The organism is Pseudoduganella aquatica (genome assembly GCF_009857595.1).
GTDB classification, from domain to species: Bacteria; Pseudomonadota; Gammaproteobacteria; order Burkholderiales; family Burkholderiaceae_D; genus Rugamonas; species Rugamonas aquatica_A.
Window position 1 is genome coordinate 1 of sequence record NZ_WWCU01000011.1, and the last position, 15147, is coordinate 15147.

Genomic DNA, 15147 nt, shown 5'->3' on the forward strand with positions numbered 1-15147 from the left:
AAGCCGGCCAAGCTGGTGATCGGCGCCATGATGCGCAAGCTCGTCCACGTTGCTTTCGGCGTCTTAAAATCTGGCAAACCATTCAATCAGGAGCTTCAAAACGCTTGACCGGCATAACAGTATCTACGATGTGCCGATGTGCCGATGTGCCGATGTGCCGATGTAGTGATGTAGTGATGTGAACGGTGACGTAGGGCGGGTTAGAACCGCAGGTTCGTAACCCGCCGAACGCGGCTCAGCGCAGCGGCACCGGATACGATGCCGGGCTGGCGTTGCCGTCCTTGTCGATGGCCTGCACGCCGAAGTAGTAGTTGTCCTTCGACAGCGGCACCCGCGCTTCGGTGACGTTGCCGACGAATTTGCTGCCCTGCCAGCCCGCCGCATCCGTTGCGCGCCAGACGATGCGGTAGCCCGCCAGGTCCGGCTCGCCGTTCGGCTTCCACACCAGCGCCGTGTCGTTCTCCAGCTGCCCCGTGCGCACCTGCACCTGCTGCGGCGACGCGGGCGCCAGCGCCAGCGTGGCCAGCGCGGCGGCGTTCACGCGCGCCACCTTGGCAATGTATTTGTAGTCGTTGTACTCAGGCATATCGCCTATCACCACGCCGTTTTCCGTGCGCACGTTCTGGTGCTGGTGGTTGAAGTCCTCCGCCGGCTCGGTAAAGCGCAGCGCCGCGTAGCCGCGCTCCAGGAAAGGCATATGGTCGCCGCCGCGCAGATAGCGGTCGCGCCGCTGTATCACGCTGACCTTGAAATCCTTCACCTAGCGCTCGCCCTGCTCCTTCACGTGGCGTGCCAGCTGGCGCGACAGCGAGTCGTTCTCGCCGCCGGTCTGTATCAGCGTGCGGTTGGTGTCGCTGGCTTCCTTCTCCACCGGAAGGCCTTCCGCAAACAGGCGCACCTGCTTGTCGTCCACCTTGCCGTGCTCGTCGCGCGAGCTGCCGATGATGTCGTTGGTGAACATGCCGGCGATGTTCAGCTTCTTCTGCTTGGCCTGTTCGGCCCAGTGCGCCGCGCCCAGCAGGCCCTGTTCCTCCGCCGCCACTGTCATGAAGACCAGCGTGGCGTCGAATTTGTACTTGGCCATGACGCAGGCCATTTCCATCACGGCCGCCGTGCCGGAAGCGTCGTCGTTGGCGCCGGGCGCGAAGCCGGTGGCGTCCATCACGTCGGTGTTGCGCGAGTCATAGTGGCCGCTGACCACGTAGATGCGTTCCTTGGCCGCGTCCTGCGTGCCGGGCAGCGTGGCCACCACGTTGACGATCTCGGTCGGACGGCTGATGCGGCGCGACACTGGCGCGATATGGCTGTCGAATTCCACCTGCAGGCGGCCGCCGCTCTGCGCGTTGCAGCGCTCGAATTCGCTCTTGATCCAGCGCCGCGCGGCGCCTATGCCCACCGTGTCGGATTCGGTCTCGGACATGGTGTGGCGGGTCTGGAAGCTCACCAGCTTGCGTATCGTGGCTTCAATGCGCTGCGGCGAAATCTCGCTGACGATCTTGTCGATCTGCGGCTGGCGGCGGGCGGTGTCCGGTGCCGCTGGCTCGGCGGCGATGGCGCCGTTACAGGCGAAGGCTGCGGACAATGCGGCGGCGATGAGGGTAGTCTTGTTATGGGCCATATCGTTATCCTGGTTGATACAGCCTGCAATATTCTCACGAACCCCGCAGCCCGCGTAACGGGATTTTTGTATCGGCAAGTAGCAGCGCGTAGAAGTTGGCCAGGCGGCGGTAGCGCTCAAGGAAGTAGCGCAGCTGCAGCTCGATGCTGCGTGCGTCATACACGATGGCGTAGAGCCAGGTCAGCGGCACGTCCTTGAACACGATGTCGCTGTCCTTCAGCTTTTTGGTCTGTGATCCCGGCACCAGCAGCAGCGACGGCGGATAGCGGAAGTCCGGCGCGCCGTCCGGCTTTTCTATCATGACGGCCCAGCGCAGCGCGGTGTCGCCGGGCGCGGCGAACACCAGCCGCTTCGCCGTGCTGAGCGCAGCGTTGTAGGGAAAATCCGGGGCCAGCGCCGCCATCAACCTGAGGGTCCAGTCGGGATTGAGCACCACTTGCGGGTCCGCCACCACCACCTCGCTGTTCCAGTACAGGGCGCGCCAGTAGGCCGTGTCCTCGGCGGGCGGCACGCTGGCATCGCGCACGGCAGGCCCCAGCTCCAGGTGCGACAGCATGAAAGGCGGCGTCAGCGTGGCGCGCTCGCCCGCTTCCTTCAGCCACTTGGTGGCGTTGGCCTGGACTTCCATGGCCATGTGCCGCTGCAGCCCGGCCGCCAGGCTGTTGACGGTGTCGTTTGCCACCGCGTCGAGCGCGTCGCCGGTTCCCATCGGGTTCTCGATATCGAGCACGCCCGTTTCCAGGTAGTTGCGGTAGCCGGCGGGCAGCGCCACGTAGTCCGGCGCTTCGGCCTGCAGGATGCGCTGGCGGTAGGCTTCCACCATGTAGCGCCGGCCCGCCTCGTTGACCAGCGGCTCCGGCAGCGCCTCGCGCAGCCACAGCTGGCGCGCGTAAAAGCAGCGCCAGCCCTCCGCGATTTCGCGGTCCATCAGTTCTTCCTGGAAGGCCGCCAGCTTGTCCGCCGACGCGGCCACCAGCCCGCTCACTTCGTCCCGCAACTGCTTCGTGTCCAAACCACTTCCTTTCAATCAGAACCAACCTTTGAACCAGTCGATGGCGCCGTCCAGCATGCCCTTCTGCTTTTCCTCGCCCTTCTTGGTGGCTTCGGCCGCCACCGCCGGACTGAAGGCAAACAGCGCCGCCAGCGCCGCCATCAGCGCCACCGTGCCTGCCGCCGCAGCGGACAGCGCGGCGGCAATCGAGGCCAGCACGGCGGCAATCGCCGGCGCCAGCAGGATGGCGGCCGCCACCAGCAGCGCAATGGCCAGGCCGATCAGCACCACCATGCCTATGGTCTCCAGCGTGGACCAGCCTTCCTTGGCCCCCTGCGCCTTGATCTGCTGCATCTGCTTATCCAGTTCATTGCGCTGGCTGGGCGACAGCGCGGGCGCGGGCACCTGCTGCGGCACCGGCTTTTCCTGCGCCTGCTGCTTACTATAAAACAGCAGGCCGGATTGGTCATTCACTGCATCGGCCTGGAAGGTCACGTTCCACACCTTGCCGCCCATGAGCACGGCCGTGGGCGTGAGCTGGCTGACAATGGCCTTGCTCGATCCGGCGGTCCAGCAGCCTTTCTTCGCCCCCGCGATATAGGCCGCCACTTCGCCCTTGCCCGCCGCGTAGTTGGCGGGGTTGACGGCGGAACTCCAGCTGATGGGCTTCAGCTCCCACAGCGTGCCGTGGAAACTGGGCTTGAACAAGTCTGTCGGCTTGACGTAGTAGGCGTCCGGCCGCAGGCCCACCCAGGTGCCGTTGCGGCCGTCGTTGGCGCCCCAGCCCAGCCCATTGCCGCGTATCTGCGCCGCCATCTGGCTGTGCACCGCCGTACCGAACAGCCAGGGCGCCACGCCGCCGCCCCAGCCGCTGTCCGGCTCTATCGACAGGCCCAGCGGATCGGTCTTGCGCAGCGGGTCGCCTTCGGCGTAGGCGTAGAGGTTCAGGCCTGCTTCTATGCCCAGCGGGTCCGGCTGCAGGTAGCGGCCGGTGGCGGCGTCATAGTAGCGGTGCACGTTGTAGTACAAGCCGGTTTCCGGGTCGGCGTATTGGCCGGACAGACGCAGCGGCATATGGCCGCGCGGCCCGCCTTCCTGGCGCAGGTCGCCGAACGGCCCGAGTTCGGCCTGCCAGCGCAGCGCGCCGCTGGCATCGGTGACCGACTCCACCGCGTCGCGCTGGTCCGGGTGCAAGTATTCCACTTCGGGGCCGGCTGCGAAGACTTTGGGTAGCCAGCGCGCAATCCCGCGCATCGCCCCGGGCTCGCTCAGCAGACGCGCCACGGGCTTGCGGCCCAGGTACACGTATTCGGCCACCACGCGGCCTTCGCCGTCGGCTTCCGCCAGCAACTGGCCGTCTTCGTAGAGAAAGTAGCTGGTGCGTCCGCCCGCGCGCTTGACCACGCGGATGCCTTCGGCGTCGTAGCCATACCGGGCCACCAGCTTGCCGTCCGCGCTGCGCACCTCGGCCAGTTCGCCTGCGGCGTTGTAGTCCAGCGTGTGCTTGCCGTGTTCCAGCACATTGCCCACCGCGTCCGTGCTGGGGGCAGGCAGGCCAAGGCGGTCGCCCAGCGCGTTGTAGCGCAGGTCCAGCAGTTGCCGCTCGCCGCTGGACTCGGCCACCAGGCGGTCGTATTCATCATAGCGGTATTGGTGCGGCACGCTGGACGTGGCGGCCGGTTCGGCCACATCGGCCGCCGTGGCGGTGGAGAACAGCTGCGGCAGCCGCAGCGACAGGCGCTCGGGCTGCGGCGCGCGGGTGACGGCCAGCCGCTGTTCGACCAGGGTGGTGTTCTTGTCCGCGTCCGCCCGCAGGATGCGCTGTCGCGTGCCGCTCTCGTGCAGCGTGAGCCGGCCCAGGCCGTCGTAGCTGCTGCGCGCAGCCAGGCCGTTGCCGTAGACGTAGCCGGCCAGGCGCGCGCCGTCCTGCGCAGCCGTGTAGCGCACACCGGATACGATGGGTTTTCCGCCGATGGAAATGGCAGTGACGCCTCCCGCTGCATCGTAGGCATAGTCCAGCACCGCGCCGCCCGGCATGGTCTTGCGCACCACCCGCCCCTGCGCGTCGCGCGCGTAGCCTACCTCCAGTAGCGCAGACGGTTCCGTCCCAGCGCCATACACGGCCAAGCGCTTGCGCGAAGGCCGCCCCCAGGCGTCGGGCTGCCAGTCAACCTGGCTGGCCAGCTGCTGCTGCGCATAACGCGCTTCGCCGGCCAGCGCGACGCCCTGGTATTGGTATGTGACGCTGTGCTGGTGACGCCCGGCGGCGTCGAAATACAACACCCGCAGCGCGCGCCCTTGCGCATCGCGCTCCACGGACACGGTCCTGCCGTCGGCAAAGGCCAGCTTGCGCAGCGAGCCGTCCGCCGCGTAGGCCGCCGTCCGCAAGCCGCTTTCGGGAGTAAGAATGGCTACCACGCGGCCGAAATCGTCCAGCCAGCGCCGCACTTCGCTGCCGCCGGGGCGGGATACGCTTTCGACCAGCGCCTCGGCCACGCTGCCGGGCGCGCCGCGCCGGTAGCTGCCCGCCAGCGGCACGCGCTGCGCATCGTCCTGCCCGGCCAGCGCAATCGGTGCGCCGGCGCTGTACTGCACAGCCGCCAGCAAGCGGCCCTCCGTGTCGAAAGTCCGCACGCGCTGGCCCTGGTCCGGCGCCACCACGTGGGTGAGATTGTCGCCGCCGTCAAACACGTAGCGCGCAATGCCGCCGTCGGGAACGGCGGCGGCGCCGACGCGTCCCTGGCCGTCGTAACGGTAGGCGGCGCCGTCGGCCTGCACGCTGCCGGCGTCCGGCTGGCCCTTCTTGTCCAGCAGCCAGGCGCGCTCGGTGAGCGCAGCCAACTGGCCTCCGTGCAGCAATTGCGCTTCGCTGCGCACCAGGCGGTAACCGTCGCTGGCCTTGACCGTGACTGGGCGCAGCGCCTCGTCCCGCTGCACAACCTCCGTCACCACGCCACCCGGCGCCGTAATGCGCTCTATCATGCGGCCCTGGCTATCGTAGTCCAGCAGGGTGATATCGGAATCGGCCGGCGTGCCCGCCTTCCCGTTCGGCAGCGGCCCGTCCACCAGCGCCAGCACGCTGCGGCCGTTGACCGTGCGGTAGCCATAGCTCGTAGTACGGACGATGGGCTGCGGCTCGCCCTTGCCATCCGGCGCGGGCGCCCAGCCCTGCTCGGTCATGCTCAGCAGCTGGCCCTTGCCGTTGTAGGACATGCGCGCCGATGCTTCCCTGCCCGCCACCACGCTGGGCCGGGCCACCACACTGGGCAGCGGCGCTTCAGTCGCATACTCGTAACGCTGCAGCCACTGCGGCGCCAGCGCGCGGCCGTTCTTGTATTCGATGCGGCTGATGCGCAGCGGACGGCCATAGAAGTCCAGCTCGGTCTTGTCGGTGCGGCGCACGGCGCCCTGCGCATCGAGTTCGCTGGTCTCCACCAGCCTGCCCTGCTTGTCGTAGCCGTAGCGCTGGTTGGCCGGGCCGCACAGCGCGCAGCCCGCGCCGCGCACTTCCAGCAGGCGGAACTCGCCGGCCACGATGGCGTGCCGGTACACTGTCTTTTCCCCGGCACTGTTGGTGATAACGGTCTGCCCGCCCTGGCTGAAATCGAGCGTCACCTTGTCCGCATTGCCCGCGTGCGTGGACAGCACGGCTTTGCCATTGATGTCGTAGCCGAAAGTGGCGTAGCGCTGGCTGGCGTTTTTGCCGGCCGCGTCCTGCGCTTCGACGCTGACGCCGGTCAGGTAGGTGGGACGCAGCGCGTCCTCGTAATGGTAGCGGCGCGCGGCCGGGCCGCCTGCCGCCCGCTGCGCCGCGCCTTCCGGCACGGGATACTGCACCCGGACCAGGTTGGCCGCCAGCGCCACCTTGCCCACCGTGGCGCCCTGCGGCGCGGCGCTGCCGTATTCGTACACGAAGCGCCCCACCGGGCTGGCGATGCTCTGCACGCCGCGATAGCGCTCGCCGCGCACCACGCCCTCGCGGTCAAGATAAGCCAGGCGCAGGCTGCGGCCTTGCGGATCGGTCACCTTCACCAGCAAGCCCTGGTTGTACAGCAGGCTCAGTACTTCGCCTGTGGGCGCCTGGATCTGCGTCAGCCTGCCGTCACGGTCAAAGCGCAAGGTGCGCCCGTCGTTCCACGTCCACAGGTATTCCTCCTTGCCGCGCACGCCCTTGATCTCCACCCTGCCGTGCGCGGGATCCGCGCTGGCGCACAGGCTGGGGTTGAGCAGGTCGCGGCTGAAAATCAGGCGGCTGCCGTCGGCCTGCATGATCTGCAGCGTGCCGTCGAAGGCGTAGAGCTGCGTTTCATACGACAGCTTCCAGCCACGCCCCGTGATGCCGGGCGTGCTATTGCTACCGCTCAGGAAGCTGTTGTAGTGCCGCACAATCTCCAGCCCCAGCACGCCCGGCAGCGCGGGCATGTCGGTCTCCTGCTGGTACTTATTGCCGCTGATGACGTTGATCGGATTGCCCACTGCGAGACTGACCGCGCCCGACGCGGGCAGACTGGCCGGCGCCGGATCGGGCGCGGGGCACATCTGGCCCGAGCCGCCGGGACCGCAGGCATGGCTGGCGCCGGCCGCCAGATGCAGTGCCGCAGCGAGCAAGGCGCTGCGCAAGGTACGCTGAATATTCAAAGCTATCCCCTAAGTACGTAGCCTCAGCGCCGCGTCGGGCGCTTTACCGGCGTTGCGTGCCCTGTTGGAGCACACTGGTTTTGCCAACCTGGCGGACAACGTTCTCTATCCCTTCCAGGATGTTGTTCTCAACCCGCACATCGGCCGAATCCAGCAGATTGATGGCCGTGCCGGCACTGCCAAATCCTTTGTGGATGATGCGGTTATTCCTGACGATGGCGCCGCGCGCGTCGCGCAGTTTGATGACGGCGTCATAATTTCCGGTGCCGCGGCCATGCACGATGATGGTGTTGTTTTCAATGACCGTGCCCTTCCCGTACGCAAAGATGGCGACCGGACCGTCGACTTCTATCGTGCTGTCGCGGATCACGTTGTTGTCTCCACCCAGCACCACGCCGCGTCCGCCCGCACGGATGGCCACACGCTCCACCACATTGGCGCTGTCGCCCCAGCTGCCCGACGCCGGCGCAGGCGCGTCTTCGAACTGCGGCAGCGAGGGATACAGGCCGCCAGGCATGCCTTGCGCACCCGCATACAGCATGGACACGCCTACGCTGGTGTCGCCCGTCACCTCGATGCTGCCATTGCTGACCCGCACATTCCTCACCATGCCAAAGGAGCGCACGCCCAGCATGTCCGGAGCCGTGCTGCTGATGCGGTGGCCGCGCAAATCGAGGTCGACCCGGCGGCCGTCCGCTCCACCGCCGCGACTGCCGTAATCAATTGTCAGCAAGGCTTCCCCAGCCGCCGTTTTGAAACTGGCCGCGTGAATGTCGAAGGTGCGCGGGCGGCTGACGTCCGACCGCAGGCAGTAGCTGCCCGGCTTGCGCATGGTCTTCGCCTTGGCTGCGGCATACAGCTCGACCGGTTCGCACGCGAGCACCGGCGCTGCCAGCAACGTCGGCAGGCACGTAAGCAGCAGCCTGGGAAGGATTTTCATCGCCGCTGGGTCCCCTGTTCACGAACACTCGTCTTGCCCGTTTGCCGCACTACTTCGTCGATCCCTTCCACAATGTTGTTCTCGACCCGGACATTGTTCGAGCCCAGCAAATTGATCGCCGTAGCAGCGCGGCTGTCGCCTTTGTAAATAATCCGGTTGTTCCGGATGACCGCGCCGTCCGCGTCGCGCAGCTTGATCACCGCATCATTGGGTCCCGCCGCGCGCGCGTGAACAATAATGGTATTGTTCTCGATCACGCTGCCTCGCCCATGCAGGAAAATCGCATTTCCGCCGTCCACCTCGATCGTGCTGTCGCGTATGCTGTTGCCAGCGCCGCTCATGATGACGCCCCTTCCCCCGGCACGGATGTTGAGACGGCTCAGCAGGAAATTCGCCTGGCCTGTGTCAGCTGCCTCCGGCATGGATACATCCTCGTACTCCGACTCAATCGGCGAGCGCATGCCTGCGGTCTGCGCGCGGGAACGCAGCAGCAAACGCACGCCGGTGCTCCCCTGTCCTGCCACCGTCAGTGTTCCATTTCGCACGATGACATTCCGGCCCGGACCGATGCCGCGCACGCCATCCATGCCGGCCACATCCGCCCGGGCATGATGGCCTTGCATGTCCAGCTCAAACGGACCATCCGGCGAATATTTCCATCCTGTGCGCGGAGTGACGGCGATCAGCGAGCGGGTCGACGGCCCCTTGAAGGCGGCCGAGTGGAGATCAAATTCCCGGCCTACGCGAAAATCGTGCTGTAGACAGTGCTTTCCCGCAAACACAACGCTGACGCCACTGGCGCTGCCGGTGTCATCCCTGAGGATAGGCCGGCAGTCCTGCGCGCCAGCTGCGGATGCAATCCCTACTGCGCAAGCCAACACCGCCGCAGCCACGTAGGCACGCGGTCTGCTAAGCGCCTGCCCCGCCAGCGGCAGTGATAGACCAACGTTCACCGGCGCTCCGTGCCGCGTTCATTCACGCTGCTTGCGCCTACCCTCCGCACAACGTTCTCTATCCCTTCCAGGATGTTGTTCTCGACCCGCACCTCGGCCGAATCCAGCAGATTGATGGCCGTGCCGGCACTGCCAAATCCTTTGTGGATGATGCGGTTATTCCTGACGATGGCGCCGCGCGCGTCGCGCAGTTTGATGACGGCGTCATAATTTCCGGTGCCGCGGCCATGCACGATGATGGTGTTGTTTTCAATGACCGTGCCCTTCCCGTATGCAAAGATGGCAACCGGCCCGTCGACTTCTATCGTACTGTCGCGCACAACGTTATTGTCCCCGCCGAGCACCACGCCACGCCCACCGGCGCGTATGGATAGTCGCTCCACTACATTGCCGGTATTGCCCCAACTACCCGACGGCGGCGCGGGCACGTCTTCGTATTGCGGCTGCGCCGGATCCAGACTGGACGGCATGCCCTGCGTGCCTGCATATAAAAGAGATACGCCGACGCTGGTCCCCCCCACGAGCTCAATGCTACCGTTGTGCACGTGCGCGTTGCGCACCATACGGGTCGAACGCACGCCCAGCATGTTCGGGGCCGTGCTGCTGATGCGATGACCGAGCAAATCAAGATCGACACGGCCGGCACCACCCACGCCCGGCTCGCGGAACGTCATGCTCAGCAGAGATTCTCCAGCCGCTGATTTCAAGCTGCCCGCATGAATATCGAAGGCAGGCTTGCGCTTGATATCCGTCTGGAGGCAGTAACTGCCCGGGCCGCGGATGGCCCGCGCCAAATCTCCGTCAAAAAACTCGATCGGTTTGCACTCCTCAGCCAGCACATGGGCAACAGGGCTCAAGCAAATCATCAGTACCAACCTCCAGCTCATTTTCTTCAGCTTCAAGTTACTCTCCCTGACTGCACACGGTTGGAAGTATGGTGCCAGCGTATTTTATTTGATCCAGTGGTTTTCCATCACTACCACACAGAAATTTGGCACGATTTTTCTCACCAAGCTCCTTACTGTAGACACCTTCGTCGTCAGCCGAACTCGTCCAATTCAGGCCTTCGATACCCCATTCCGTCAGCTTGGCTGCTAGCAGTTTAATCTTTGAGCTAAGTCTTGGATTTTCAGGATCGTAGCCGCTGCCCTCATGTTCCTCGGTGGCGTTGAACTGCTTCAAAAGCGATTCGATTTCGCTGAACGAATGCGCTTTGGTTTCCGGCGACTTCCAGGCCGCCAGCTTGGCCAGCACTTCCTTTTCCATCTGCAGCGTGCGTTCCTCGTTGTGGTTCCAGTTCATCGCCCCCGGCAGCGGAATCGCGGACCAGTGGTTGTAGGTGTAGTCTGGATTGCTGCCGTAGCCGCCATGCCCCAGGCCCACATTCAGCGGGAAGGGATTGTTGTTCGCGTCGCGGTGGGCGAAAGTGTCTTCAAACGAGTGCAGGTACTCGCCCATGAATTGCAGCTGGGTGCAGCGCGTGTTCGCCAGATTGTTTGCCTTGCCTGCGTTGGTGACCGCCGCATACAGGTGCTTGAGCTGCTCGTTCTCCGCGATGTTGGCGTAAGCGGCGCTGCCCGGTGGCGAGCCGTAGTCGCTCACGCCGCCTTTCACCAGGCCGGTGGCAGGGTCGATTTTGGACGGCACCATGGTGAAGTGATAGGCCAGCAAACGCGCCCTGTGCGCGTCGGAGACGCCGGTGTCGAGGTTGAGCGGCTTGGTCTCCGGATTGTCATCCACGTACTGCGCCGCCAGCGCCAGCACCTGCGCCTCCTCCACGCTCATGCCGGCCGCCACGGCCAGGAAGAAGTTCATGTAGTAGTGGATGTCGCTCTGGTACAGGCCCAGGGGATCGACATTCGACAAGGGATTGCCGCCCACGTACAGATAGGGGTTCATGCCGCCTTCGATGCCCATCGGGTCGGGCGTGGTGTAGCGGCCCAGTTGCGGATCGTAGTCGCGGTAGTAGTTTTGATTCAGCCCGGTCTCGGCGTCGTACACCTGCCCAGGCAGGCGCAGATTCATCTCGAACGCCTTGCCTGCCGCGCCCGCGGCGGCGTGCACCACCCTGGCGTGGCCGAAGGGCGTGGTGCTGGCCTGCCATACCACGCGCTGGGCGCTGTCGGTGACGGCCTGCGGCGTGCCGAGCTGGTCGCCGTGGATGGCGAAGATACTGGCCTCGCTGTCGCTGGCGTGGGGGCCGGCCGGCACCACCATGCCGTTGAGCGTGACGATGGCGCGCCACGCACGGTGCAGCAGGCCGTCATTGGCGGCCATTTCAATCTTCGCCACCGGCTTGCCGTTCAGGTAGACATAGTGCGCCGTAATGCGGCCCTGCTCGTCCGCCTCGGCGGCCAGGCGCTGGCCGCGATAGAGGCTGTAGGTGGTGCGCGCCACGCGCGAACCGCCAGCAGCGGCGGCATAGACGGTCTTGGCAATACGCTCCCCCTGGCTGTTGTAGTAGTAGCGCGCCACGGGCTGCTGCTGCGGCCCGTACACCGCCACGGGGCGGCGCGCGCTGTTGTATTCGATGCGCTGGCGCTGCCCGCGCAGCGGGTCCAGCGCCGGGCGCAATGGCGATATCCCCGCAGCCAGCTGGGCCATGGGCACGCCCGTGGCGTGGTACAGCCATGCGCTGGCGGTGTGCGGCGGCGCGCCGGGCGCGGCGTCCGTCTGCGCCACCAGCCGGTTGGTCCCCGGCTGATAGATGTGCTGGCGGGTGCCAAATTCAGCCGCCCCCTCCGCATCGAGCGCAGTGCGGATCACGCGCGGCGCGTCCGGCGCCGTGGTTTGCGCGATACGGTTGCCTCCCCTGTCGTAAGCGAAACGCGTGACTGCGCCGTCGCCCTGCTCTACGCGGGTCAGCCGGTCCAGCGCGTCGTAGCCGTAACGCTCGCTGCGCGCAATGGCGGCCGTGCCGGCCGTCCCGGCCTGTTCGCGTTCGATGCCGGTCAGGCGTCCCGCCTCGTCGTAGCGGTTCACCTGGCGATACACCGGGCGCGGACCGGCTGCGGGCGCACTGCCGAACCAGCCGGCAATGCGCTGCATCCAGCCGCCCGGCGCAGCACCAGCGCGCGCCACCGCGCTCAGTTCAGCAATGCGTCCATGCGCGTCCAGCTCAAACTGCTGGCGCACGCCATTGCCCATGGTGTAGCCGCGCAGGCCGCCCGCCGCTGTTTGTTCTATGGCGCCGACAACAGCCTGGCCGTCAAACAGCACCTCGCGCAGCTGCCCGTTATCCGCGTAGCGGTAGCTGAGCTGGTGGCCGTCGGGCAGGGTCTGGTCCAGCAGATGGCCGGCTTCGTCATATCTGCTGCCGGTGACAAAGCGCAGACCTTGCCCAGCCTTGCCATCCGGCCTGGCCAGCCAGCGCTGCTCGCTCAGCACCTGGCCGAACGCATCGTAGACATACGTGGTGCGCTCAAGCGCATGCTCTTCCTTGCCGTCCGCGCCCGAACTGGTTTCCAGCAGGCGCCAGCCCTGGTAACGATAGCGAACCAGCTCGGTGTGCTGGTCCCGGCCCAGCGCCAGCAGGCGCCCTGCGTTGTCGTAACGGTAGCGCGTGGCGCTGCCGCTTTCATCAATGCGCGCCAGCACATGGCCTGCCTGGTCATACATGAAAAGCGTGGCGCCCCGGTCGGCATTGGCCTCCATGACCTTGCGGCCGAAGTCGTCGTAGCGGCGCTCGGTCACCACGCCGTTCGCATCGGTGATCTTCACTGCGCTGCCGTGCGCGTCGTAGGCCAGCTTCACGCTGGCCGCATCCGGCGTATTGGCGGCGGCGGTGCGGACGGCCAGCATGCCGTTCTCGTCGTATTCAAAGCGGGTGCTGGCGCCAAGCGCGTTGCTCAGCTCAGCCACCTGCCCCTGCGTGGTGTGGTCGCTGCGGCCGCGCTGTCCGGCGGCGTCCGCCAGCGATTCCAGGCGTCCCGACTGGTCGTAGGCGTAGCCCACCGCACCCAGCGCTTTCGCCGGCGCCAGGTCCGCATCGGCGAAGCGCGCCTCGGCCGATGTGCGGCCTTCGCTGTCCTGCACCGTGACCACGCGGCTGCCGTCCGGCATCACGCGCGAGACGATGCGCCCCGCCTCGTCATAGTCGAAGCGGGCCGGCAAGCCGCCCGGCTGCGTGACGGAGAGCAAGCGCCCCTGCCCGTCATAGCGGTAGCGCCAGACGCGCTCCTGCCGGGTGCCGGGGTCGGGCGCGCCGCCTTTCAGCATTGCCGCTTCGATGCGCACCTCCTCTGCCTGGCCGCGCCAATTGCTGCGCATCGTAATGGTGTGTACAACATGGCCGTCGCTGCGGCGTATGCGCACCGGGCGCAAGGCCGGGTCGCGCTCCAGCACCTCACTGGTTTCGCCGCCGGGCAGCGTCACGCGCGACAGCAACTGGGTCGCCGGCGCATATTCAAAACGGGTGATGTCGCTATTGGCCGGTCCCGGCGCCTGCGCTGCATTCGGCAGCGGGCCGTCGGCTTCGGTGCGCTTGCCGCGCGCATCGTACTGGTAGCGCATGGTGCGGCTGATGGCTTGCGCCACAGCCTTGCCGTCGTAGGTGGGTATGAAGCCGTCCTGGCTGATTTCCGCAGGCTGGCCGGCGCGATAACGCACGCGGGTGATGTAATCGCGTCCCGGCACCACGCTGGGGCGCGCGATCAACACGGGCGTGGGCAGCGGACTGGAACCGTACTCGTAGCGCACCTGGCGCTGCGGCGCGCCGGCCTTGCCGTCGCGATAAGCCACCTTGCTCAGCGTGAGAGGACGGCCGTAATGGTCCAGTTCCGCGCGCAGAGTCAGTTGCGGGGCGCCGCCGGCGTCGAGCTGCGTGGTTTCCGTGAGCCGTCCCAGCTTGTCGTAGCCATAGCGCACATTGCTCTCGCCGCACAGCGCGCAGCCCGGGCCGCGCACTTCCAGCAGGCGGAATGCGTCGCCCATGATCTTGTGCTTGTAGACGGTGCGCTGGCCCAGGCTGTTGGTGACGGTGGTCTGGCCGCCCTGGCTGTAGTCCAGCGTGACTTTATCGACGTTATTGGCGTGCGTCGACAGCACCGCCTTGCCGTTCTCGTCGTAGCCGAAGGTGGCGTAGCGCTGCGCTTCCGCCTTACCCTCCTCGATGAAGCTGATACCGGTCAGATAGGTCGGACGCAGTACGTCCTCGTACTGGTATGTGCGGCCCGCAGCGGCCGCCGACGCCGAGGGGTAGCGCACGCGCACCAGGTTGGCCAGCACGCTGTTTTTGGGTGCGCTGGCGCCCTTGGGCATGGCGCTGCCGTATTCATAGGCGAAGCGTCCCACCGGCGTGGTGATGGATTGCACGCCGCGGAAGCGGTCGCCGCGCGCCACGCTTTCGCGGTCCAGGTAGCTCAGGCGCAGGCTGCGGCCTTGCGGGTCGGTCACTTTCACAAGCAGGCCGTGCGGGTCGTACAGCAGGGTCAGTACTTCGCCGCTGGCCGCCTTGATGCGGTTCAGCTTACCCCGGTGGTCGAAGGTCAGCTCGCGGCCGTCGGTCCAGGTCCAGACGTACTGCTCGCGTCCGCGCGCGCCGGAAATGGCCAGCGTGCCGTTGGCCGGATCTGCGCTGGCGCACAGGCTGGGGTTGAGCAGGTCGCGGCTGAAGATCAGGCGGCTGCCGTCGGCCTGCATGATCTGCACCGTGCTGTCGAAGGCGTACAGCTCGGTCTCGTAGGACAGCTTCCAGCCGCGTCCCACGCTGCCCGGCGCCATATTGGCCGCGCTCAGGCTGCTGTTGTAGTGGCGCACAATCTCCAGCCCCAGCACGCCGGGCAGCGCGGGCATGTCGGTTTCGCGCTGGTACTTGTTACCGCTGATGACGTTGATCGGATTGCCCGCGCCGACGTTGACCGAGGCGGCGCTCTGGCTGGCCGGCGCCGCCGTGCCCAGGTCGCAGGTCTGGCCGGAGCCGCCGGGACCGCAGGCGTAGGCCGAGCCGCCGGCCAGGGCCAGCAGCGCGGAGGCCAGCACGCTCTTGTAAATAGCATTCACCATGTTG

Annotated in this window: 8 protein-coding genes and 1 pseudogene; 1 reads left to right on the plus strand and 8 read right to left on the minus strand. The window is 66.4% G+C overall.

What is annotated here, in order from left to right:
- Positions 1 to 108: pseudogene (locus GTP77_RS31225) on the plus strand (IS110 family transposase); the annotation flags it as partial.
- A gap of 127 nt (positions 109 to 235) precedes the next feature.
- Here GTP77_RS31225 and GTP77_RS30605 read toward each other — a convergent pair.
- From GTP77_RS30605 to GTP77_RS11765, 8 genes are read right to left on the minus strand one after another with little or no spacing between them, the layout of a single operon-like run.
- Positions 236 to 760, minus strand: a complete 525-nt coding sequence (locus GTP77_RS30605; RefSeq protein WP_229202164.1) for a zinc-binding metallopeptidase family protein — start codon at positions 758 to 760, stop codon at positions 236 to 238.
- The gene (locus GTP77_RS30610; protein WP_229202165.1) at positions 761 to 1618 is read right to left on the minus strand and encodes a M28 family peptidase; all 858 of its coding nucleotides are present in this window, start codon (positions 1616 to 1618) and stop codon (positions 761 to 763) included.
- Positions 1619 to 1652: 34 nt separating this feature from the next.
- Positions 1653 to 2630 (minus strand): hypothetical protein, encoded by a 978-nt coding sequence (locus GTP77_RS11740; protein WP_161072352.1) that lies wholly within the window; start codon positions 2628 to 2630, stop codon positions 1653 to 1655.
- Between the two features lie 15 nt (positions 2631 to 2645).
- Positions 2646 to 7247: an RHS repeat-associated core domain-containing protein gene (locus GTP77_RS11745; protein ID WP_161072353.1), complete on the minus strand. Its 4602-nt coding sequence runs from the start codon at positions 7245 to 7247 to the stop codon at positions 2646 to 2648.
- A 43-nt stretch (positions 7248 to 7290) separates the two neighbouring features.
- A complete protein-coding gene (locus tag GTP77_RS11750) occupies positions 7291 to 8187 on the minus strand; it encodes a right-handed parallel beta-helix repeat-containing protein (RefSeq protein ID WP_161072354.1) in 897 nt (298 codons plus the stop codon).
- Positions 8184 to 9140, minus strand: coding sequence for a right-handed parallel beta-helix repeat-containing protein (locus GTP77_RS30615; protein ID WP_161072355.1), 957 nt, complete (start codon positions 9138 to 9140; stop codon positions 8184 to 8186). The genes GTP77_RS11750 and GTP77_RS30615 overlap by 4 nt, the downstream gene beginning before the upstream one ends.
- Complete coding sequence (locus GTP77_RS11760; RefSeq protein ID WP_161072356.1) at positions 9137 to 10042, minus strand: right-handed parallel beta-helix repeat-containing protein; 906 nt, start codon at positions 10040 to 10042, stop codon at positions 9137 to 9139. The genes GTP77_RS30615 and GTP77_RS11760 overlap by 4 nt, the downstream gene beginning before the upstream one ends.
- Position 10043: 1 nt before the next feature.
- On the minus strand, positions 10044 to 15143 hold the full coding sequence (locus GTP77_RS11765; protein WP_161072357.1) for a DUF6765 family protein: 5100 nt from the start codon (positions 15141 to 15143) through the stop codon (positions 10044 to 10046).
- Between the last annotated feature and the right edge of the window lie 4 nt (positions 15144 to 15147).

What these genes read in the sequence shown, in the direction of transcription:
- GTP77_RS30610 (WP_229202165.1), bottom strand. Translation starts at nt 1,618, where the DNA reads ATGGCCCATAACAAGACTACCCTCATCGCCGCCGCATTGTCCGCAGCC.
- GTP77_RS11750 (WP_161072354.1), bottom strand. Translation starts at nt 8,187, where the DNA reads ATGAAAATCCTTCCCAGGCTGCTGCTTACGTGCCTGCCGACGTTGCTG.
- GTP77_RS11765 (WP_161072357.1), bottom strand. Translation starts at nt 15,143, where the DNA reads ATGGTGAATGCTATTTACAAGAGCGTGCTGGCCTCCGCGCTGCTGGCC.